Here is a 22,610-nt window from a genome sequence, read left to right on the forward strand (position 1 = left end):
GCAAAGAAAAAATTTTTCATGTACTATAAGCGGTATGAAAATACAGAAACATTAGGAGGTACCAGCAATGTCATCCACCATGCTTATTCTTATCGCCGTAGCGGGAATTTTCGGCCTGCTATTTCTCGTGATCCGGACGAAACTGCACGCGTTCGTTTCCCTTATGATCGTCAGCCTTCTCGTCGGTATCGCTGCCGGAATGCCTCTCGGAGAAGTCATCACTACTGTAGAAGAGGGGATGGGCGGCACTCTCGGGTTCGTCGCCATCGTCGTCGGGCTTGGAGCCATGTTCGGAAAAATGCTCGAAGTCTCGGGCGGAGTGGAACGTCTCGCCCAGTCCCTGCTCGGACGATTCGGGGAGGATAAATCCCAGTGGGCTCTCGGCATCGCCGGTTTCCTCGTCGCTATTCCCGTCTTTTTCGACGTAGGATTCATCATCCTCGTTCCTATTGTATACGGACTTGCGAAGAAATCCGGCAAGTCGCTCTTGTACTACGGCATTCCGCTTCTTGCAGGACTCGCCGTCACGCACAGTTACATACCGCCGACTCCGGGACCTATTGCTGTCGCAGACCTTATCGGAGCGGATCTCGGCTGGGTCATCTTCTTCGGTGTACTCGCCGGTATTCCGTCGATGATCATCGCAGGACCGCTGTTCGGCCGCTACATTGCGAAAAGAATCGATGTCGCCGTACCGGACTACATGGATTTCGAAGAAAAAGAATATGAAAAAGATCTGCCAAGTTTCTGGATGATTACTTCCATTATTCTTGTGCCTCTCGTTCTGATACTTGTTAATACGGCCTCCACCATCATTTTCCCGGAAGGAAGCACTGTACGTTCCATTACCACTTTTGTCGGTAATCCGATTGTGGCACTGACGATCGCCACGCTGCTTACATTCCGGATTCTCGGAACGAAAAGAGGCTACTCCCGTCAGGAAGTGCAGGACATCGCTACGAAAGCGCTTGAACCTGCAGGGATTATCATTCTTGTCACCGGCGCCGGTGGCGTATTCAAGGAAATGCTCATCCAGTCCGGAGTCGGAGACGTGCTCGGGGAAATGATGGCAGGTTCCCCGCTGCCGCCGATCCTTCTCGCCTTCCTTATCGCTGCCATCGTCCGCGTAGCCCAGGGCTCTGCAACCGTGTCCATGGTTACGGCAGCCGGGCTTATATCTCCGGTCATCGATGTAGCCGGTCTCGAAGGTGCCGCTCTCGGCCTGATCGTCATTTCGATTGCCGCAGGAGCTACGGTGCTCTCTCACGTAAACGACTCGGGTTTCTGGCTCGTGAACCGCTTCTTCGGTCTTGACGTTAAGGACACCCTGAAGACGTGGACCGTCATGGAAACGCTGATCGGTCTGGTCGGGCTCACCGTAGCACTCATTCTCGGACTTTTCATTACGTAACGGATAATCGTGACATTGAAGACCCTTCATGCGGTCTCAGTGTCACGTTTTTACGTTAATCGTGCCCATCGGAGCCGTTTTACACTTCTGAAGGGCACGTATTCATGATTATCGTTCCCTTCCGAAGACATCCGGGAGTCTGAAGGGAACGATAATCGTAATATTTCAAAAAAAAGACACCCCTAAAACCGAACATTCAGAGTTCGATTTTGGTGGTGTCTGTTATTTATAAAGCGTAACACTTCAATGTCTTCTGTACCCCGGTCCTCTCACTCCCACGTACCACCTATTCCTTTCTCAAGGCTTTTTTCCCGGCAGAACGGGCAGCGGGCCATTTCCAGCCAGTCGAGAGAAAGAATGCGTACATTTTCACTGCGGCATTTCGTACAGCGGGGGTAGTTGTGGGAATGAGAGCCGTCTTCGAACAGAAATTTGATAGTCGGGCGGCTGCTTAAACATAAACACTCCTGACACTGGGTGAGCTGGAAGCTGAACTGATAGTCGTTCACCTCTTTATCTTCGAGCAGCTCCTCCAGTTCCTTCCGTTCCCAGTACGGAAATTCACCGAGGCATCTTGCGAGAGAACTGTGAAACATGCCAAGACCGAAGCGAAAATTCCCCGAATATCCGCATCCACGGCACCTTACTTCTGACGTTACCCCATAGGACCGCCTCCGGCATATATTTTTTGATTTATCCTTATTATACTCCATTTCCCGGAAAACGTTTAACGATAAGTCGCTCACAGTCCGGATGGACGCAGAGGTTCTGTATACCCGGGGTGCCTCGGCTTATTATTTCCAAATGTGATAGTACGTCTTCGCTTCTTCCGGATCATCCACGTTGTCGATCAGCCCTTTCGCCTGTTCATCGATATAAGGATCGTTATCCCTTTTATAAAGAGCAGCGAGTCCTCTTAGAATGTCTTCGCGAAGAAGTGTGCCATTTTTCTCCCCGGCGGCTGTATAAAATCTTTCAATCATAGATCCGGTCACAAGGTTCTTCTGCCGGGCACCTCCGAGAGCGATCCGCCATACCGACTGCAGAGCACGGCGCGCTGCAGTGGAATCTTCATCTTTTGTCACCTGCCATACGTTTTGGAAATCGCGCATGATCCGGTCTTCCGGGTCACTGACAGCAAGATAGGACAGGAACTGAGCGGCTTCCGACCTCAGGCGTGCACCTTCATCATCGAGGAATCCGACGAGTCTGTCCCACACTTCATAACTCCATGATACTTCCGTTTCCATTTCTTCAAGGAGGGTCCGGTGTGCTTCCACGGAACCGTTCCTCCATTCTTCAAACAGCTGTTCTATACGGTTATCCATAACGAAATCCTCCTTTTCTTCCTACCATATCATTTTCCCGGAAAGAGTGCGGAATAACAGGATGCGTCATTTATTTTTATTTTGTCGCCCCGGTAGTTATACTGGTCTTATAGTCTTGGAAAAGGAGTGATTCTGATGGGCAAACTTGACCAAAAAACAGCAATCATCAACCGAATTTCTTTGCACAAAAAAGTTGTGCAGGAGACGTTACATACAAAAGGAGGACATACATATGAAAAAACAGGTTAAAGTCGTGGCAGCCATTATCGAGAACGAGAAAGAGGAAATTCTCTGTGCACTCCGTTCTCCCGATATGAGTATCCCGAATATGTGGGAGTTCCCCGGCGGAAAAGTCGAAAACGGGGAATCTCTGCAGGAAGCGCTTGAACGGGAAATCCAGGAAGAACTCGGCTGCAGCATCCGGGCCGGCGAAGTTTTTAACCGGAACGTGCATGAATACGATTCGTTCGTCATTGAACTGATCGCCATCAAAGCCCGGCTTCTCGAGGGGGAGCCGGAACCGAAAGAACACGCCAAGCTCGTATGGCTGAAACAGGAGCACCTTCCTTCCCTCGTCTGGGCTCCCGCCGACATTCCGGCAGTCGAAGAACTTACACCTTCTCGGTAAGTTCCGTAAACAGCTGTTCCGGCAGCTGGTGATGCAAAGCGATCTGCACTTCTACCGGCTGTTCTCCTCTCCAGGAGAGAGCGTCCCCTTCTCCGATATAGATATACGGTTCCGTAAACCCGTTTTCAATCTGCTTATACTTGCGGACGAACAAGTGCAGCCGGATACCCCGCTCGCGGTTATGAAGAATATTTTTCCCCCGTTCGGAGTCCTGCCTCGTACTGTTCGGAGTTTCCCACTGGAACTGCGCGCGGCTGATCAATTTATCATTGTAGTTGATGCTTTCTTTAATATCCGCCTCTTTGTGCAGATCGATGAACAGAAAATAGTCATTCCCGTTCTGTAACAGTCCGGAGCCCCGGAATGCAGAATGACTCTTACGGTAGTTCGACAGAAGAGCCGCATCCGCCATCTGATACTGTTCATACAGTTTGAAATGAGGTGTCCCGTAATAACGGGAGCCGAATTCCCGTTCGTATCTCAACAGTCCGTATTCGAGTACGTCTAATATATAGGCACGGTACTCCGGATTGTTCAGCAGTTTGTCGAATAATAAAGTACGCTCGGCCCTCTCCCCATCATAAGACACGAGTTTCGGCGTCCTTTCCCGCATCCCGGAGTCGAAAAATTCCTGGTTCACGTAACAGAGGGCGTGTTCAACACTCACTTCCGGAACCTCTTCCACCCACTTCTCTATTTCCGAATGTGCTTCTGCAGTTGTAATCAATCGTTTATGGGCGAGCGCCCGAAGCAGGGCGAAGTCATAGCTCCGTTTAAGCGGAAGCATCGATGAAAGCCATTTGAGCGTTTTGATAAACGTCTCATCTGCGCTCAGTTCTTTAAGATGATCGTCTTTTTCCGTGGCTGCGACGAATTCCAGGTATGTATTCTTCTTCCTGATGAAAGAAACCGGATCCGGAGCGTTTTCGTACGTATAGTAATCCATCAGCCAGTGCGGAGTCTTTCCGGCCCGGACACGTTTGAACTCCTGGTACTGATCACGGAGATATTTCATCGACATGAAGGACTCCCGGTCAATCTGAGTCAGAATCCTCTCTTTTGAAATTTCATCCATTTCGATATGAGTGGTTCCCGGCAGATGAGCGAAACCGGTAGATATAGCGACTTTCAGACTTTCTTTATCGTAATAGCGCTGCCCGTTCAAAGCGATAGCGATGAGAAATGTCTTCGCGTGGTTACCGATGAAATCAAGCACCGTCAGGAATTCTTTTCCCGCATGCTTCCGAAGGCCCCGCCCCAGCTGCTGGATGAAAATGATCGGTGAATTCGTAGGTCTGAGCATCAGCACCGTATTTACAGAAGGGATGTCGACCCCTTCGTTGAAAATATCCACCGTAAACAGAAACTCGATCTCCGACTCGTCCGATTCCAGGCGGCGTATGGCTTCCTGCCGTTCTACACCCTTGTTCTCTCCATCCAAAGCAAGACTCGGAATGCCGCGCTTCCGGAACTCTTCAGCCATGTATCCGGCGTGCTCCCGGCTGGCACAAAATCCGAGACCTTTTCTCTTCTCCCCGTCCCACCCGTAAAACTCCATGTTTTCGATAATAAAATCGACGCGTTCGTTCACTTTCAGTCTTCTCGTTATTTCGTCAATATCGTCAACAGATACGTCGCTAAGATCTACATTGTCGATATCCGTTATTCCGAAATAGTGGAAAGGAACGATAATATCGTCCTCAAGAGCGTCATGCAGACGCACCTCCAGTGCCACGTTCTCATCGAACTGTTCAAAGATCGACTGCTGGTCCCCCCGCTCCGGAGTCGCCGTCATCCCGAGCGTAAAGTCGGCATCAAAATATTCGAAGACTTCCTGATACGTCGGAGCCGTGACGTGATGCGCTTCATCGTAAATGATGTAATCAAAGGCCCCGGGATCAAAGGAATTATAATAGTTATGAAGCGTGCGGATGTTAGCGAACAGATAGTCCGCTTCCAGATCTTTCTGTGTACCGGTCAACAGTCCGAAAGATACGTGAAAGTTATGTAAGAAATATTCGAACGTCTCCTTCGCTTTCTGCAGGATCTCCTCGCGGTGCACGACGAACAACAGCCGCTTCGGCCGTTCCCGGCGTACGTCAAAAGCCGACATATACGTCTTCCCGGTACCGGTAGCCGCAACGACGAGCGCCTTCTTCTCCCCGATACTACGGAGCCGTTCGAGGTTCTCCATAGCCCGTGTCTGCATACTGTTCGGCGTCACGTACGTACTTTTTTCATAAACGAGAGACTGGTGAGTGACAGTCTCTTTCAGGTTACGGACGAGCTCGGTATAATCATGCAGAAACTCATCATCCACCCTGCGGCTTTTTTCCCACAGATCATTGAATTCGTTGATCACCCGGTCCATGAACGCGGCATGCTGTTTGGAAATAAGTTCGACATTCCACTCCACGTTACTTTTCAGTGCGTGCTGGGTAATGTTGGAGGACCCGATAATCACTTTGTAACAGTCTTCGTATTCAAATATGTACGCTTTCGTATGAAAACCGGTCTTATCGGTGACGAACACCTTCGATTCAATAAGCGGGAACTCTCTCAGCTTCCGCAGTGCCTCAGGATCGGTGAAATTCAGATAAGTGGAAGTGAGAATTTTCCCTTCCACACCTGCTGTCTCCGCTTCCTTCAATGCTTCCAGCAGCAGCTGAAGACCGCTGAAGTTGAGAAAGGCGACACTGAAATAAAAGGAGCGGCACGTCTCAAGAGAGGTTTTCAACTCCTGCAGAAGACTTTCCGTCTGTGTATTCACAATAAGTCGTGGTTCATTCGGCATACCTTCACCTCTGATTCTGGAAATAATTTGTATCCATCGTATATGAGTTTTCCCGATCGATCAATGACAATAGTTTCCAGGACTCTTGATGTTACGGACGCAAAAAGCAGCCGGCTTTCTGGCCGACTGCCGCTTTCTTATGTCCCTGGACCCCTTTAAAATCCCCAGTCCCAACCGTAAGCTTTCACTTCTACGTCTTTCACTTTTCCGGCGTTTTCAGCAGGTATCTCAGGGTAAGTAAGTTCGAATCCTGCTTCACTCCCCGCGTTCACACTGACAGAAATGCTATCGGTCAGGACACCGAGGAGAGAACCATCTTCTGCATAAAGCCCTGCAGCAATCCTGATATCCTCCTGCACATCTCCGGTCGTATTTTCAACGATTCCTGTGACTCGATACGGGGTATATTCGTCCCCATGGCCATGCTGAACACTTTTCACCTCCATTAAATTCGCGTCTTCTCCAAAAGCTTCCCGGTATTCAAAGTTGTACGTCGTATGATCAAACTCTTCCGGATCGGTCACTGCATCCAAAGTAGTTGTCTGGGATACGAAAGCCGTCTCACCCGGCTTCAAAACTTCCGGCGTTGCACTGTTCATGGCATCGGTACCAAGAACCGACCCTTCTCCGTTCATAAAATTCATCTGTACTTCCCCGATCACTACCGGAACATTACCGGTGTTCTCCAATACCGCTGCAGAATGAACCCAGAGAGAATCTATGGAGTCCACCCATGCGCCACCAGTCTGATCAGTTATCTCCACAGCTGCACTTACGTTTTCTTCGCTTTTTTCTTCTTGCGCTTCATCTGGAGCTGCTTCTGTCGATTGTTCCTCCACCGGTACTTCCGCTTTTTCCTTCTGTCCCTCGGCCGCTTCCACCTCTTCACTTTCCGGAGCATCCCCGGTAGTTTCTCCGACCATATCCTCCCCTGTGCTGCACGCCGTTAACACCAAAAAAATCATGAAGATAGAAAAAAGTATTATCCTCTTCATAACTCCCTCTCCCTTACGCAGCTTCCTGCTGTATTTTTTCTTTTCTAAAAATACCCATCAGACCTGCCGGGACAAGAAATAAAGCCGGAACCACTCCGAAAAGACTAATGGAAATCAGAATAGCGATACCGCTGATCAGCATCAGCCATCCACCAAGAACGGCCTTGAATTTGACGACTACGGCCCCTACAACAGCTAGACTGCTAAAAATAAAGGCGCTTGCTCCAAGATTCCCGAGCTCACTTGTCTCATTAAAAGCTGCATCCACCGAACCGATAAACAATGCAAAAAAAGCTCCGCCAAAACCGATTAATCCTCCTATAATCCCTAACGCCATCTCTGTCATTCTGCTCATCATCCACCCTCCCTTCCGATTTTATTACCTATATTATAAAATTAATTATCTGAAAATTCTATACATTTATAATGTGGGCGCAAAAAAATGTCACCACTTAACATTTAACAGAATTTTTTGTAAATAATATGGAAGGCTTATCCAATCTCCTCTATACTTGGACGTAGGCTGAAATACAGGAGGTACGAAAGTGAAAAAATATTGGACCCTGCCACTGCTCGTCATTGTAATCGGTATTATGTTCCTAATGTTTCAAAACTATAAGCAGGCCGCTGCCCTCCCTTCTGATTCGTGGCATCGGGAAGCGAAACTCGGCGAAACCGAAATCCGCGCCGGGCTGGACGGCAGAAAAACGGAAAATGGCATTCGTCTCGCTTATTTTACGGAAGAAGCTCTCACCATCCAGACATACGATGAAAAATTGAATGGTACAGAAACGACGAAAGTCCCCGTCCGGAACACGAAAGGGGCTGACGTTTTCATCGGCGATACATACACGATTTATTACAGTGATGGAGGAGTCTACCGCGCCGACACGGAAGAACGGATAGCAGACTCGGAAATCTTTCTTCCCACTGAAAAAGGTGCAGTATACGTGGAAGGGGGAAAAGCCGTCTACGTGGACGGCGGGACGCTTGAAACGACCATCATAGCCGAAAACGTAACGGAATCCTCTTCCATCCACGCCTATGAATCGAATCGGGGGACTGTCGTTTCCGTCAGTGAACGAGAGGATAACAGTCTCACTTCCTCGATTTACATGAAAAAGAAGAGTGAAGTTGAAAAAGTGGATCAGTTGACTGTCGAGCTGTCTCCTTCTCTGAAAATGGAAGACACGTATCCATTAATCCAGGGAGAAACTGCCACTCTGCTTATTAATGCCGTTCCGGCTTTTGTCCGTTCCTCCTCTGGAGAGAAGAATTTTTTTCTGGCTCATAAACGAAACGGTTCCGTTACTCTTACTGACGTCTCGTTTCCGGATCCGAACAGAGAAGGAAGTCCCCTGCAGGAAGTCGAAGACCTCCACGTTTACGAAAAAAATGGACGCCCACTTCTCCTATTCAGAGCCCAAGGGTACACTGAAACTAAAACAAGCAGCGCGGAAGCGTTCAACGTTTTCGAAGGAGAGATAAACAATGAAAGTATTACTGCAGACAGACTCAGCAACACCCCGCGTCTTTCCGTTCGCCCGGAAGTGATCGATGCAGGGATGATCGCCTGGATCGATGAGGGGGCGGACGAGAACACATTGTTCACAGCCGCTTCCAAAGAGCACGCAGATTTTTCCGCTTCCGCTTTCTCCGGGGATATACTGCTCCGTACAGCAGGAAAAACACTGACGATGCTTTCGACCGGGCTTATGACCATTTTTCTGACTGTTCTCTGGTATGCCGTTCCCCTGCTGGTTATGGTGTTCTGGATGTCGAAACGCCGCAATCCTTTCGACGAAGAGAAAGAATGGATTCTATATGTATCGGCAGCCATTTACACGACAGTCGCCTTACTGTTCGATCATCACCTGTTCAAACCGCAGCTCATTGAGGCTCTGCCCGGGATACTCGATTTTCCCGGCAGTCCATTCGTAATCATTCTTCTGTTCTCGCTTCTGTCCTTACTGATCGTCAGATTTTCGGGGATGGATAAATGGTGGGGGCTTCCGGCACGTGTAACTTATTTCGTCGGCCTGCACGTCGTGTTTATGACCGTTTATGTAGGACCCTATTTATTCTGATGTTTCACGTGGAACAAACAGAGAAAATCGTATAAGCATAGAAAAAAAGTTGGAAATTTTCGGCTTTTTTCAGAAAAATGTTTATTGTTCAAATACATGGGAAGATGTACAGTGGTCTCTCCATTAATGAGGGAAACATATAACCGTGAGGGAAATTTTCGTACAATCGCGCTTACAGCATAATTAATAAAATTCTGTTTACCTAATAGCCAAAAGCCGGCCCCCCTGATTCAGGAACGGGTTACGCTTTTGGTTTCGCTGTCTCAGGTTTTATGGAAGGGCTTTCTCCCGAAGAAAAAAGCATCCCTTCGGTTTACATTACAAAAGTGCGGCTCGGTACGACTTTCTCTCTGGTAAAAACACTTAAGGAGGAATGGAAGTATGGCAATGGATAAATATCCGTCCAGGCAGGGTGATCACAAGGAGATTATCGACCGGAAAGATCCGATCGTTCACGGCGGTGCCGACTACGACGGACCTCTGGAGGAAAAAGATTTAAGCTTCTATGATGAGAACGGGTACATCATGCTGCAGAACCTGTTCACTGCTGACGAAGTTAAGCTTATGAAAGAAGAACTGCGTAAAACGATGGAAAATAACGAAAACCGTGATGCACCGGACGTCATCAAGGAGCCGAACAGCAACGAAGTCCGCTCTGTATTCGAAATCCACAAAGACAGCGGTTTCTTCGAAATGCTTTCGAAAAATGAGCGTATCGTCAAAGCAGCCCAACAGATTCTCGGTAGTGATGTGTACATGATGCAATCCCGCATCAACTTCAAACCTGGCTTCAAAGGTAAAGAGTTTTATTGGCACTCGGACTTTGAAACGTGGCATATGGAAGACGGCATGCCGGATATGCGGGCACTCAGCTGCTCTATCATTTTGACGGACAACTATGAGTTCAACGGACCGCTTATGCTCATACCGGGATCACAGAAGTGGTACGTCTCCTGCCCGGGTACGACTCCGGAGGAAAACTTTAAACAATCATTGAAGAAACAGGAGACCGGTGTACCTGACAACGAAAGTATGGAATGGCTCACCGAACAGGCCGGCGGACAGATTGACCGCGCCACCGGGCCTGCAGGCTCTGTCCTCTTCTTCGACTGTAATACGATGCACGGCTCTGCCGGGAACATCTCCCCTTACCCGCGCAGTAACGTATTCTTCGTATTCAACTCGGTGGAGAATAAACTCGTGGAACCGTTCAGCGGAACGGAGCCGCGCCCGGAGTTTCTTGCTAACCGGGAAAACACTTCCGCAATTAAACCACAGGCAGGTTCTCTGACAGAAGACGTCTCTTCCAGATAACAAGAGATACAGGGAATTACCGCCCTAAAAAAAGACGCATGCCTCCGGAAAAGAGGTATGCGTCTTTTAATATTATCCGTGACTTATGCATTGGCACGCTGGAAACTGAAGGTCGCGAAAAGTACGAGAACCGCAGCAAAGCCTGCAATGAACAGAACTTCGGCGAACATCGTCACTTCCCGGCCGAGCACCGTTATGTTCAGCCCCATGGCTTCCGATACGGCTGCCGGAATGTTATCCACTTCAATCATCAGTTTCTTCATTACGTCCACTCCGTAAGTAACCGGGTTTATTTTGACGATGACGTCCATCCATGCCGGCATATTACTCACCGGAAACAAAGCTCCCGACAGAAAAATCATCGGCATTACAAGAATCTGCACGGTCAGCTGGAACCCTTGAGTGGAACGGATGACACTGGCGAACAATAAACCGAGTCCCGAGAGAGCGCAGCCTAACAGAAACATGAATGGAATCACCTGTATAAGCGCCATGATACTGTAAGATATTCCGAGAAACGGAATAAGAAAAAACAACAGTATTCCCTGGATCGTAGCGATCGTGGCAGCTCCCAACATTTTTCCTATAGCGATACTTACCCGGGAAATGGGTGATACGAGAATCTCCTTCATATACCCGAAATCTTTATCCTCGATGACGGACATTGCAGAAAAAATCGAAGTCATCAGCAGCGTCATTGCTACAATTCCCGGAAATACGAATTCTACGTAATTGAAGCTCTCCGCTCCGTCCGGCATGTTACCGGCCATCATCGTTTCCATTGAACCGCTCATACCTCCGCCGAAAATAAGCAGAAAGAGAATCGGCATCGAAAAGGAGCCGATCAGCCGGGCTCTGTCCCGGAAAAATTTCGTCAAGTCTCTTTGCCAGATTGCAAATATTCCTTCCATCGGTCATTCCTCCTATTCTTTCGCGTCTCCGATTTTTCTGCCTGTAAAAGCGAGAAAAACGTCGTTCAGGGTCGGTTTCCGGATATTGAGTCTGGTGATGGGAATTTCCAGTGTTTTAATAAAGGAAGAGATGAAGGCGTCACTGCTCTCCACTTTCAGATGAATCGTATCACCTTCCACACTCACGTCCGCACCTTCCACTTTCTCCTCAATCTCACGGAGTGCCTGGTCGTTGTCCTCTGTCGACAGTTCAATCATGTCCCCTCCGAGCTGGTCTTTCAGGGAGGTCGGAGAATCGAGGGCAATAATCTCCCCCTGATCCATAATAGCGACCCGGTCACTGATTTCCGCTTCGTCCAGATAGTGGGTCGTCAGAAACATCGTAATGCCCGCTTTCTCTTTCAGTTTCAGAATATATTCCCACAAGTGGGCACGTGTCTGCGGATCCAGACCTACCGTCGGCTCATCAAGGAACAGAACCTTCGGGTAGTGAAGCAGTCCCCGGGCGATTTCAAGACGTCGTTTCATTCCGCCCGAAAAAGTTTCCACCCGCTGTTTCCGCTCATCGACGAGGTCCACAATTTCAAGCACTTCCCCGATCCGTTCCTGGCGCTTGTCTTTCGGCACTCCGTAGAAACGGCAGTGCAGCATCAGATTTTCGTTGGCGGTCAGCTTCTCATCAAGCGTATTTTCCTGAAAAATGATGCCGATACTGGCGCGCACTTTATCTTTTTCTTTTTTGGCGTCATATCCATTAATCATAATGCTCCCGGAGGTTGGTTTGAGCATCGTACAGATCATATTGATCGTTGTACTTTTGCCGGCTCCGTTCGGCCCGAGAAACCCGAAGATTTCCCCTTCCTCCACTTCAAAATTGATGGCTTTCACCGCTTCGGTCTGTTTGTATTTCTTCGTCAGATCTTTCACAGAAATCACCGGGTCCATGTCTTTTCCCCCTCTGCGTAATAGTTATGATATAATAACTATTAATCATTATCCACTTTTGCCCGGCAAAAGTCAAAAAGGAAGGAGCATGCTGACGATGACGACGGATAACGAACTGATCGACCAGATATTGAGCGTCCTCCCCGCTCTTCCGAAGAAGCTGTTCGGGGAGGTGCGGCCTTTCGAGGAAAAAGACCTTCACCCTACCCACCTGCACATTCTTCATATCGTGGAACAGGAAGGACCGACGCCGATGAAAACGGTGGCGGAGAAGCTTTCCATCAAAAAATCGAACCTCTCCCCACTCGTCGGAAAGCTGATCGAGCACGGACTGCTGGAGAAGAAGAAACTTGAGAAGGACCGACGCGTGACGCTCATCCGGCTGACCGGGGAGGGAGAAGCTTTTCTCAGTAATAAAAAGCAGTATATGAAAGATAAAATGCGCGAGCGGCTGGCATCGCTCACCCCGGAAGACCGGGAGACGCTCCACGATACGTTTTCCAACCTGTCGGTCATCCTGGACAAAATGAGCCGGTAAGCTCCTGAGCTTCTTTTGTGTCAGTGGAGCTGCTCATCGGCCCGATGCACAATGATGAAAGGGACGGCGGCAGTGAACGTGCAAAAACCGTGTTCCATGGTGAGTGCTTCTGTGAGCCCGAGCTCCTCCAGTTTACGGCTCAGGCGGCTCACTCTCTGCCTGAACGTCGTCGGCTTCACCTCTCCCTCTTCTCCGGCCAGTTCTGCCATTACCCCGGCATCAAGTGGCTCCTCCCGGGATGACTGGAGGAGGTAGTAAAGAATTTTTCCGTAATCCCGACTTATTTCTTCCGTTTTACCATCAAATCCTATTTCAATCGTCTCATCTCCAAAGTACAGATGTCCGGTCCCCCGACTCTTCTGTAACAGGGACTCTTCCGCTTCTTCCTTAGAGAGAAACTCCATTTTCTCCCCCGTTATTTTCAGGAAGGCGTGGGTGTTCAGATAACTCTCGGTTTCCTGCAGCTTTTCGTACAACCAAGACATATCGGAAGAGGAGAACGGTTCGTATTTCCCCGGTACAGAAAGAAGGCCCATCTTCTCGTGGAGGTCATACAGAACATGTATTTCACTCGTGATAAGGTAGAGATGAGCATAGTACAGCTGTCTTTCGTTTAAGGGGAAACGTTCGGCCTGTCCCTGAACTTCCAACGCTTTTGAAAAATGACTGCCCGCTTCTGTAAATCGTCCTCTTTGCACATACAGGAGACCGAGACGGTAATGAGCGAGAGGAAGATGATCTTCAAAATGAAGAGCCTGCTTCAGAGAATCGATGGATGACTTCTCATCCTTTCTGTGCGCCGTTTTCATATAGGAGCCGTACTCCACCAGATAATAAATGAGTTTCTTTTCCACGTCCTCGGCAAGATCTCTGTCGTTTTCTCTTCTTAACTGCTGCCTCAGTTCCCTGTACAAAGCTATCAGACGGGAGTAGCCGCCTTTTTCCTCTTCAAGATTCCTCTTTGCTTCCCGTATTTCCTCCGAAAGATCGTTACTCGTTCTTTTCGGCATCTTTCCCTGCCTCCTTTTACATACTCTCCTCTTCCTATTCCCCGAACTGCCTCCTTCTCAGCACGTGTAAGGAAAAATACATACTTTTATCGTGAGATACGTTAAAGTGAGAAAAAGACAGACAACAGGAAGGAAAAGATACCCATGTTCTCAAGATCCCAATGGCTGAAAATCATTTTGGTCCTTTCCCTATTTCTTACCATCGCTTATATTACTCACTTCCGCCTGGAACTCAGACCTTCCGATATCCGCGACTTCATTTTATCGTTCGGGTGGTGGGGGCCTTTCGTCTTTTTCCTCATCTACACTGCCGGACCTCTCATATTTCTGCCGACGTCCGTTCTGTCTCTCGGAGCCGGCCTCCTGTTCGGAGTATGGCCGGGAGTTCTATACATTATCATCGGAGCAACAGGAGCCGGGGTGACAGGCTACATGATGGCCCGTCTGTTCGGAAAGTCCGTCGTTCCGCTGGATAACTTCTCCTGGGGAGAAAAGCTGTTCAGAAGAATGGAAGAGCGCGGTTTCGTGTACATTTTCGTGCTGCGGCTCGTCCCCATCGTCAGTTTCGATCTGCTCAGCTACGCCGGGGGAATTTCCCGGGTGCGCTTCCGCTCGTACATCCTTGCTACTGTCCTCGGGATGATTCCCGGCACGTTCGTCTACAGTTTCCTCGGCTCAAGCCTTGCTTCCGGAAGCATTCTGACAATCGGGATAGCGGCAGGAGTCTTCGTACTCATGGTGGCGGTTACGTATTACTTCCGGTCCCCGGTCAAAAAATGGCTCGGCCTTTCCTGATAAAATATTGTTTTTTTCGGTGATCGGACCTTTAAAATTTCTCTCACAGGGTAAAAGAAGCCTATAAAGGAGAGTGTATACGTTGGATGATTTCAGATTGAACCAGAAAGCTCCGGACTTTACGCTGAAGAGTACAGCCGGGGAAGAGTATAATTTTTCCAAAATGATAGAGGAAAGCGGGGAGGACTGGCAACTCGTCATCTTTTTCCGGGGGTCCTGGTGCCCGGCATGCATGGAGGAGCTGAAACAATTCGAAGAGGAGAAAAAGTATTTCGACAGACAGCAGATACGACTGACCACGGTCACTTATGACGACAGAGAGAAGCTTGAGAACATGGTGGAGGAGCACGGTTTCACCTTCCCGGTTCTCGTCGACGAAAATTTGGACTTTTTACGGGCATACGACGTTCACTTCCACGGGGAGGATGCTCCTTATGAGGATCATGGCACCCACGGAGAACCTGCCTATTTCTTAGTGGACAACGAAGGGAAACTGCTGTACCAGCAGCGTCAGACAAGCCCGTTCGGCCGCCCGCATCCGAAAGAGCTGCGTAAGATCATTCAGTATATCGGCAAAAATTTGAAGCAGAAACCTGAATAAAATTCAGGAAAAAGCAGATACAGATATAACAAAACCGAACTGCACAGTTCGGTTTTGTTGTGTCTGTTCAGTTTTGCCCCGGACTCACCTGATATAAATGAACTCCGGATGCGGATGACTGAGAAAGTCGTGATGGGAAATCGTCCAGGCGTATGCTCCGGCCTGGGTGAACACTACCGTATCCCCGGCCCGGAGTGACGTTACATACTCCCCGCGCACGAGAAGGTCATTCGGAGTACACAGCTCCCCTGCGATTACGACTTCCGTATTTTCCACACCGGGTCGTGCAAACGGATACTCCCACTCGTCTTTCGCCACGACGTAAAAGGGCTGACTGATCTTCCAGGCCGCCGGAAACCGCAGGTGATGCGTCCCTCCGCGGACTACGGCGAATGCCTGCCCGTGATTCTCCTTCACGTCCACCACTTCCGTGACGTAAAAGCCGCTGTCACTCGTCATGTAACGGCCGACTTCAAGTATCAGCTCGTGGCCTTTTGTATCGATTTCCGTTATACCTTTAGCGAAAGTACTCCAGTCAAAAGGATCTTCCGGGTTCCAGTAATTGATACCGAATCCTCCTCCGAGGTCGATAACAGACGTTTCAAGGTCGTATGCTTCCTGCCACTGCAGAGCCTTACGTACGGCGAGCTCTGCAAACGCCACGTGGACTCCGGCATCAAGATTATTCGACATGGCATGGAAGTGGAATCCCTGGATGGATATGTGGGGAGAGGCGAGAGCTTCTTCGATCAGAGACGGCATCCACTCTTCCTCCACTCCAAACTGTGTCGGAACGCCGGACATTTTCAGACGGCTTTCGGACACATCCTCTTTTAGATTTACCCGCAGAAGGACGTTTGCCGTCCGGTCCTTTTTGCCGGCAAGATACGCCGTACGTCTCAAATCCTGGAAACTCTCCACGTTCAGAAGCATATCCGGATCTTCCAGCGCGCGCATAACCTCTTCTTCTTTTTTGGAAGGTCCTCCGAATATACGTGGTCCGTTCCACGTCCGGTCCATCTCTCCTCCGGAGGCGATTTCGAATCCGTCCACGACCGGCTCGAGCGTCCGGATGATCTCCGGATCGGGATTCGCTTTTACGGCGTAATACAGCCGGCAGTGGCCGGGCAGACCGGCTTTCATCTTCTCCGCACGTTCTTTCAACCCCGGAAGATCATAAATGTAGGCGCAGACGGAACTGTTCTGGTTCTGAATGTACTCTCTGACTGCTTCCATCATTCTTCTCCTTCGTAGAGCGGATTCGATACTTCGCTGAACCACTCCTCTTTTTCTCCGTACAGACGCATTTTCGTAAGGGATTTGTGCATCACGGTTTTCTGTTTCAAAAATTTCCGGTCCGTTTCTGCCTGCTCCGGCACTTCTGTAGCCAGTCGCCCACACGTCTCCCTGCATACCTCCCGGACGATACTCCAGAACTCCATCTCCTCCACTCCCGTCGCTTCGACGAGCTGGCGGATTATTTCACCGAGATGATTCTGAAATACGCTGTAGTACAGCTTGTGGTGCATCGACGCTGCATCTTTAGTAACGGATACCGAACCCTTCATAAAGTCAGGATACAGCCCGCGTTCGTTCAGTCGCGCCTCATAGAAGCGTGAACCGCCCCAGTCGCGGAAAAAGAAGCGGGTGATGCTTCCGTTTTTGAAAACGGGCACACTGTTCTGCAGGTGTCCTTCAAGTGCCACGCCGTATTTGGTCATGAGCGTGAGGTACGGTGGAAGCACAGTTCGGGCATAGTCCCGGAAAAAAGCCGAAGCAGCCTCGCATTCCGGGAGACGTTTCTCTGCTGCATACTGCCGAAAGCGCGCCTGCAGAATCGTCCCCTCTCCGCCCGGCTCTTTTGCGTAAAGAGCCATACCGGCGATCGCCTCTTCCCCTTCCTCAAGATAAGGGGTGATGTTCTCCCTCAAAAGCATCGTCAGGTTCCTTTTTTTCAAGTTATCATCGGAGGCAAAAGACCCTCCGCCAAGTTCATAAAGAGGGGTGAACCCGGAAAAGGATTCCTGTTCAAAGATAGAATGGAGCAACTCACTGACGACGCGGGCGTTTCCTGCCGTCTGCGGAGAGATGGAGCGCACGGTGGAAGTCATCTGACTGTTCACTGCAAGCTTCAGCGCAGGTCCCTCCCCCGATACCGGAACGAGCGTACGGAAGGAAGACGTCGCTTTTACGGGAAGGGACACGTCTTCCAGTAATACGACGGTCCCGTCTATGATTTCTTTCTCGTAAATGGAGGGAAGCGCATGGATGAACTGCCATTCGTGCACGGGGACGATGACAAAATCAGATGATTCGTATCCGGACCTCTTCAGTTCTTCTTCACTTTTTCGATAGCACTCCGGAAAATGCGTATAGAGAAGCGACTGCTCACGGGACGTCCAGCTCTCTTTCCGGACCGCAGCGAACCGGACAGGAAACGTGTGTCCGAATTCAGGGGAATAGCGGAACGAGTCTTTGTAGGAAAGACCGAGTCGCGTCTTCGCTCCCGGGTGGAGGTGGTGTCCTTCGGTGACCTGCTGTTCAAAAAACAGGTGGTCTTTTCTCTTACCCCCTCCCTGCACGGCTCGTCCTGCATAAGCAAGAGAAAGGTTCGCCGTGCCGTTGTCGAGTTCCTTCTGGAAATAGGAGAGGTTCGGATACTCCTCCTCCGTAAACAATAGTCCTGCAAGCATTGAGGCGGTCCGGACGGGAGTCTCCCCTTTTGAGTCCACATAAGTGATAGTGCCCGTCGTTTCGATACGGTTGAAAGCGTACACTGCCCGCACCGGAAATACGACCGAATAGCCGGGAAAGTGCAGAGTTTTTCCGATAAGCGAACCATCATCTCCGTACTCCTCCGACGATCGGTCATAAAGCCCCTCCCTCAGCACGGCAGAAGCCAGCTTGTGCAGAATACCGCTGCGACCGGCGGATATGAAACGGAGAAACCCCGGCACGTATGCCGGTTCGTCGCTTTCAAGGAACTGCAGACATTTCCTTTCTTCCTCCAGCAGTTTTTCACCGGACAGCGATTTAATCGGACGGCTCATCATACCGGTTCGCCTCCTTCCTGAAATGGGTTCGGGGTGTCCACGAATTCGTAATCCGTAAACTGCCCGGACAGTCTCATGCGAACGAGCGATTTCATACGGGCCGGACGTGTCGTGAGCCTTTCCTCATCACGTGCCGCCCGCGCCGTTTCCGAGGAACGCAGACTATCCTCTAATACCCGGCGCACCGCCGCCCACATGCCTGCTTCCGGCAGTGCATGCCGGCGGGCGAGAATCATGATGATTTCCCCGAGATGATTATGGAAAAGGGCGTGAGAGTAAATGTCGGTCAGGTCTTCTTCCTTATCGGTGAGGAGGTTCGTCGAAGGGTCGATCGGTGCTTCTTCAAAATGGCGGTTCAGCCGCTCCGGCAGGATACGCACGCCTCCGCAGTCACGGATATCGATACGTACCGGACGCCGGTCTTTCAAAATGACGACGGTATTCTGCAGATGAGCCTCCATGGCAATACCATATTCGCTCATGAGTCTCGTCACTCCCGGCAGCAGTACGCGGGCGTACGTTTCAAGAAAAGAAATGAAGGCTTCTTCCGTCGTCTCCCCGGCCAGCTCCTCAATCAAAAGAGAGCCGGTTACCGGAGACGTGGAGATAAGGGCCGCCGCCGGCATGGCTATTTCCCCTTCCTGAAGATCCGCCTCCGGATTTTCCCGTAGAATGGAAGCCGCGTTTTTCTCAAAAAAGCTGCGGTCCCGGTCGTCATCCGAGGCGTAGTGGATACCGGCAAGATCGCGGGAGAACGTCATCGCCTCACCTATCCCTGCATCTTTACCGGCAATTTCCGTCAATAGCCCGGCCATGACCGGCGCATTCCTCGTCGAAGCTGCGGATACCGTACGGACGGCACTCGTCATCTGCACATTCATCGCCGTTTTCAGATGAGGAGCCCCGCGACCGGCAAGCGCCATCGTCCGGAACGACATGAGCGCATGAGACGGAAGTCTGGAAGCGAGCGGAATCATCGTTTCGTCTTCCAGCTCTTTTTTGTAATAGACAGGTAACGTATGCTCCTCCTGCCACGGATGCAGCGGAATGAGGCGATAGGAACCGGAGAGAGCTTCGAATTCCTCTTTCACCTCAGGTGACGCTTCCGTCAGCGTCCCGGTCATCGTCGTATGAAAAGGCGCCGTCTCCCTCACCCTGTCAGTGCGGACAGCCAGAGGCACGAGTTCGGGGGATGCTCCCCATTCCGGTGCGTATTTTCTCACGTCTTCCGGAGACATCGGAAGTCTCGTCCTCGTGCCCGGGTGCGTCGTATGGCCGTCGATCACCCACTGCTCAAAAAAGACGAGCGGGGAAAAGTTCCGGTCGTTCTTCGTCCGGTTGATGACGTACTCCCAGGTCTCCTGCTGCACGGGCACACTCTCTTTTCTTTTATCAAAAGCTTCGAGGGCGGAGGCGTAATTCAAAGCACTGTTCATCATTTCTTTGACGAACGATTCATTTCTGAAACCGAGCAGCATCAGCAGTTCCTCCATCCGCTGAAGCTCCTGTTTTTTTCCGGAAGGATCAACGTAGACCGGGCTTCCCCCAATGTCTATGTGACCCAGTATGTACGTGCGTGACACCGGCACCTCCACGCGACCGCCTTTCGGGACTTCTATTTCCAATCCTTGCGGCGTTTTGTTAAAAGATACGAGATTTTCACGAATAATGCTTTGCAGAAGCAGTCGGAAAATATAATTCTCCGCCTGTTGTTCATAACTGGTATTCATAGCTTCCACTCCTGTCTCTTCCTTCTAAAAGAACTATTCCCATTCTGTAAAGGCAGTAACCTAAGAGTATTCCTTCCCTTCGCAGGTTTTCCGGATGCACGAAGGTCACATTTCCTAAAATAAAGAGCAGGGTTTCCCCCTGCCCTTTTCTTCCATACATATTTTATTTAGGCGTTGATCACGATTTTTCCTTTGGCATGGTGTGTTTCGCTTAGACCGTGGGCTTCCTGCAGTCCTTCAGTCGTAAGCGGGTAACGGTGACCGATGTTCGCTTTGACTTTTCCTGCCTCCATAAGGTCGGCGATTTCCTTGAGCTGCTTACCGTCCGGCTCAAGCCAGAAGGAAGTCGCTTCGATATCGTTCGCCTTCGCCTTTTCTTCATCGGGCTGCCCGGCGATCGTTACGAGACGTCCGCCTTTTTTCAGTACGTCGAACGCTTTGTCCAGAACATCTCCACCAAGCATATCAAACACGACGTCGTAGTCGTTCAGCACTTCGGCAAAGTCGTCTTTCGTGTAGTCGATGACTTCATCGGCTCCGAGAGATTTAAGGAAATCGACGTTCTTCGTACTTCCGGTCGTCGCTACGTAAGCCCCCAATTCTTTTGCGAACTGGATCGCATAGGAACCGACGCCGCCCGCACCGGCCTGAATGAGAACTTTCTCACCTTCCTGGACGCGGGTTACGTCCGTCAGGCACTGCCAGGCAGTAAGACCTGCGAGCGGAGTAGCCGCTCCTTCTTCGAAACTGACATTTTCCGGAAGCGGTGCAAGAAGACGTTCGGCAACGAGGGTATATTCCGCATACGTCCCTTTTCCGGTCAGGTCGGGACGGGCAAAGACGCGGTCTCCTTTTTGATAGGACGTTACCCCTTCTCCCGTCTCAGCGACGATGCCGGCGACGTCCCAGCCGAGAATGAGAGGAAAATCAAATTCTACCATCTGTCTCAGATATCCTTCGCGGATTTTCCAGTCGATCGGGTTGATGGATGTCGCTTTCGTCTGGACGAGCACCTCGCCTTTTCCGGGGGTCGGTTTTTCAACTTCCTGTTCCTGCAATTGTTCTTTATGACCATATTCATTGATTACGATTGCTTTCATGTCGTTCACTCCTTTTTGTGAGTAAGAATCTACTCTGAAAGTTAGAGCAATCGGAGAGGAAAGTCAAAAGTCCTGCACAAAACCACGACCGATGTCCTCTTAAAAACTATGCGAAAACCTTCTCTCAATCGCTTCAGATTCCTTTATTTCAAAAGGAAGCGTTTACTTCACCAGGAAACGTCCAAACTGCTTCATGAGTGAACACAAGCATGTTATAATCGTACCAGGATCAAAAAGAAGGAGTGAATGGAATGAACAAACAGCATTTTGAACAAATGAAAAATAAAGGCGGCTTCGTCGCAGCTCTTGACCAGAGTGGCGGAAGCACACCAAAAGCTCTCGCTGCATACGGTGTAGGAGAAGATCAGTACTCCAACGAAGATGAGATGTTCGATCTTGTACATCAGATGAGAACGCGCATCATCACATCTCCTGCCTTCAGCTCTGACAAAATCATCGGTTCGATCCTTTTCGAACAGACGATGGACCGTGAAATCGAAGGTCAGTACACAGGAGACTACCTTGCATCGAAAGGCATCGTTCCTTTCCTTAAAATCGACAGCGGTCTTGCCGAGAAAGAGAACGGCGTTCAGCTGATGAAACCTATCAAAGACCTCGACGAAAAACTTCGCCGCGGCAACGAGCGTAACATTTTCGGTACGAAAGAGCGCTCCGTCGTTCATGACCCGAATGCAGAAGGAATCAAAGAACTTGTAAACCAGCAGTTCGAAGTAGCCAAAAAAGTATTGAGCTACGACATGATTCCTATCGTCGAGCCGGAAGTGGACATCGACAGTTCCGATAAAGTGAAGTCCGAGGAAATTCTCAAAGTCGAGCTTAAGAAGCATCTCGACGAATTGTCCGAAGATCAGAACGTAATGCTCAAGCTTACGATTCCGACTAATGCGAATACGTACAAAGAACTTACCGGCCACCCGCGCGTTGTTCGCGTCGTAGCGCTTTCCGGCGGTTACTCCCGTGATGAAGCTAACCAGAAACTGAAAGCGAACGATAACATCATCGCAAGCTTCTCCCGTGCGCTCGTAACGGACGTAGAAGTGAAGCAGTCCGATGAAGAATTCAACAATACGCTTCAAAAAGCTGTAGATTCTATTTACGACGCTTCCGTCAATAAAAAATAAACACTGTTATGTAAGCCTGTCCTTTTCGGACAGGCTTTTTGTTTGTGTGAAATTGTCTGTCCGGTTTATCCTGACCTTCGCAGCGGGAGGAGTCTTGCGATCGGCAGGAAAACACCGTAATCGTTACCTTCAGGCCCGTCTTTTCTCTGCGAAGGGTACGATTCCTACCTAATCGTTACCTTCAAGCCCATCTTTTCCCTGCGAAGGGCACGTTTCCCCGCTAATCGT

The 22,610-nt window shown here is 49.9% G+C and carries 20 protein-coding genes; 8 read left to right on the forward strand and 12 right to left on the reverse strand.

Annotation, left to right across the window (positions count from 1 at the left end):
• Positions 1-67 precede the first annotated feature (67 nt).
• On the forward strand, positions 68-1,411 hold the full coding sequence (locus BLU03_RS07870; protein ID WP_093106937.1) for a GntP family permease: 1,344 nt from the start codon (positions 68-70) through the stop codon (positions 1,409-1,411).
• 269 nt (positions 1,412-1,680) lie between these two features.
• Here the strand turns inward: BLU03_RS07870 and BLU03_RS07875 are convergent, their stop codons facing one another.
• Together BLU03_RS07875 and BLU03_RS07880 are read right to left on the reverse strand one after the other, a co-directional pair.
• The gene (locus BLU03_RS07875; protein ID WP_008588973.1) at positions 1,681-2,007 is read right to left on the reverse strand and encodes a hypothetical protein; all 327 of its coding nucleotides are present in this window, start codon (positions 2,005-2,007) and stop codon (positions 1,681-1,683) included.
• 198 nt (positions 2,008-2,205) lie between these two features.
• On the reverse strand, positions 2,206-2,739 hold the full coding sequence (locus BLU03_RS07880) for a hypothetical protein (RefSeq protein WP_093106940.1): 534 nt from the start codon (positions 2,737-2,739) through the stop codon (positions 2,206-2,208).
• Positions 2,740-2,971: 232 nt separating this feature from the next.
• Between BLU03_RS07880 and BLU03_RS07885 the strand changes: the two genes are divergently transcribed.
• Entirely contained in the window at positions 2,972-3,367 is a 396-nt protein-coding gene (locus tag BLU03_RS07885; protein ID WP_008588968.1) for a (deoxy)nucleoside triphosphate pyrophosphohydrolase, read from the forward strand.
• Here BLU03_RS07885 and BLU03_RS07890 read toward each other — a convergent pair.
• The 3 genes from BLU03_RS07890 to BLU03_RS07900 all read right to left on the reverse strand — a co-directional run bounded on the left by BLU03_RS07890 (position 3,351) and on the right by BLU03_RS07900 (position 7,511).
• A complete protein-coding gene (locus BLU03_RS07890) occupies positions 3,351-6,161 on the reverse strand; it encodes a DUF3427 domain-containing protein (protein ID WP_093106942.1) in 2,811 nt (936 codons plus the stop codon). The two genes, BLU03_RS07885 and BLU03_RS07890, sit on opposite strands and share 17 nt — an antisense overlap.
• 155 nt (positions 6,162-6,316) lie before the next feature.
• Positions 6,317-7,084: an FxLYD domain-containing protein gene (locus tag BLU03_RS07895; RefSeq protein ID WP_143023828.1), complete on the reverse strand. Its 768-nt coding sequence runs from the start codon at positions 7,082-7,084 to the stop codon at positions 6,317-6,319.
• A gap of 85 nt (positions 7,085-7,169) precedes the next feature.
• Entirely contained in the window at positions 7,170-7,511 is a 342-nt protein-coding gene (locus BLU03_RS07900) for a hypothetical protein (RefSeq protein WP_093106948.1), read from the reverse strand.
• Between the two features lie 190 nt (positions 7,512-7,701).
• On the opposite strand from BLU03_RS07900, the gene BLU03_RS07905 reads away from it, so the two are divergent.
• Entirely contained in the window at positions 7,702-9,243 is a 1,542-nt protein-coding gene (locus BLU03_RS07905; protein WP_093106950.1) for a hypothetical protein, read from the forward strand.
• 381 nt (positions 9,244-9,624) lie between these two features.
• A complete protein-coding gene (thpD, locus tag BLU03_RS07910; RefSeq protein WP_093106953.1) occupies positions 9,625-10,557 on the forward strand; it encodes an ectoine hydroxylase in 933 nt (310 codons plus the stop codon).
• Positions 10,558-10,640: 83 nt separating this feature from the next.
• On the opposite strand, the gene BLU03_RS07915 is transcribed toward thpD, so the two are convergent.
• Both BLU03_RS07915 and BLU03_RS07920 read right to left on the reverse strand, forming a co-directional pair.
• Positions 10,641-11,468 carry an ABC transporter permease gene (locus BLU03_RS07915; protein ID WP_093106956.1) on the reverse strand — a complete coding sequence of 276 codons (828 nt, stop codon included), beginning with the start codon at positions 11,466-11,468 and terminating at the stop codon, positions 10,641-10,643.
• A gap of 12 nt (positions 11,469-11,480) precedes the next feature.
• A complete protein-coding gene (locus BLU03_RS07920) occupies positions 11,481-12,413 on the reverse strand; it encodes an ATP-binding cassette domain-containing protein (RefSeq protein WP_093106958.1) in 933 nt (310 codons plus the stop codon).
• A gap of 97 nt (positions 12,414-12,510) precedes the next feature.
• Between BLU03_RS07920 and BLU03_RS07925 the strand changes: the two genes are divergently transcribed.
• Positions 12,511-12,951: a MarR family winged helix-turn-helix transcriptional regulator gene (locus BLU03_RS07925; protein ID WP_008592032.1), complete on the forward strand. Its 441-nt coding sequence runs from the start codon at positions 12,511-12,513 to the stop codon at positions 12,949-12,951.
• Positions 12,952-12,971: 20 nt separating this feature from the next.
• On the opposite strand, the gene BLU03_RS07930 is transcribed toward BLU03_RS07925, so the two are convergent.
• Positions 12,972-13,961 (reverse strand): tetratricopeptide repeat protein, encoded by a 990-nt coding sequence (locus tag BLU03_RS07930; protein ID WP_093106961.1) that lies wholly within the window; start codon positions 13,959-13,961, stop codon positions 12,972-12,974.
• Between the two features lie 144 nt (positions 13,962-14,105).
• Here BLU03_RS07930 and BLU03_RS07935 point away from each other — a divergent pair, with 144 nt between their 5' ends.
• Together BLU03_RS07935 and BLU03_RS07940 are read left to right on the forward strand one after the other, a co-directional pair.
• Positions 14,106-14,756, forward strand: a complete 651-nt coding sequence (locus BLU03_RS07935) for a TVP38/TMEM64 family protein (protein ID WP_093106963.1) — start codon at positions 14,106-14,108, stop codon at positions 14,754-14,756.
• A gap of 82 nt (positions 14,757-14,838) precedes the next feature.
• Positions 14,839-15,357 carry a peroxiredoxin family protein gene (locus BLU03_RS07940; RefSeq protein ID WP_093106965.1) on the forward strand — a complete coding sequence of 173 codons (519 nt, stop codon included), beginning with the start codon at positions 14,839-14,841 and terminating at the stop codon, positions 15,355-15,357.
• A gap of 84 nt (positions 15,358-15,441) precedes the next feature.
• Here the strand turns inward: BLU03_RS07940 and BLU03_RS07945 are convergent, their stop codons facing one another.
• The 4 genes from BLU03_RS07945 to BLU03_RS07960 form a co-directional block, all read right to left on the reverse strand.
• The gene (locus BLU03_RS07945; protein ID WP_093106968.1) at positions 15,442-16,593 is read right to left on the reverse strand and encodes a type III PLP-dependent enzyme; all 1,152 of its coding nucleotides are present in this window, start codon (positions 16,591-16,593) and stop codon (positions 15,442-15,444) included.
• Entirely contained in the window at positions 16,593-18,410 is a 1,818-nt protein-coding gene (locus BLU03_RS07950; RefSeq protein WP_245698765.1) for an IucA/IucC family protein, read from the reverse strand. Before BLU03_RS07950 ends, BLU03_RS07945 begins: the two co-directional genes overlap by 1 nt.
• Positions 18,407-20,140 carry an IucA/IucC family protein gene (locus tag BLU03_RS07955; RefSeq protein ID WP_093106972.1) on the reverse strand — a complete coding sequence of 578 codons (1,734 nt, stop codon included), beginning with the start codon at positions 20,138-20,140 and terminating at the stop codon, positions 18,407-18,409. Before BLU03_RS07955 ends, BLU03_RS07950 begins: the two co-directional genes overlap by 4 nt.
• A gap of 167 nt (positions 20,141-20,307) precedes the next feature.
• The gene (locus tag BLU03_RS07960; protein WP_076572351.1) at positions 20,308-21,240 is read right to left on the reverse strand and encodes an NADP-dependent oxidoreductase; all 933 of its coding nucleotides are present in this window, start codon (positions 21,238-21,240) and stop codon (positions 20,308-20,310) included.
• A gap of 251 nt (positions 21,241-21,491) precedes the next feature.
• On the opposite strand from BLU03_RS07960, the gene BLU03_RS07965 reads away from it, so the two are divergent.
• Positions 21,492-22,382 (forward strand): fructose bisphosphate aldolase, encoded by an 891-nt coding sequence (locus BLU03_RS07965; RefSeq protein WP_076572349.1) that lies wholly within the window; start codon positions 21,492-21,494, stop codon positions 22,380-22,382.
• Positions 22,383-22,610: the final 228 nt, after the last annotated feature.

This window comes from Salimicrobium album (assembly GCF_900107115.1).
In the GTDB taxonomy this organism is placed as follows: domain Bacteria; phylum Bacillota; class Bacilli; order Bacillales; family Halobacillaceae; genus Salimicrobium; species Salimicrobium album.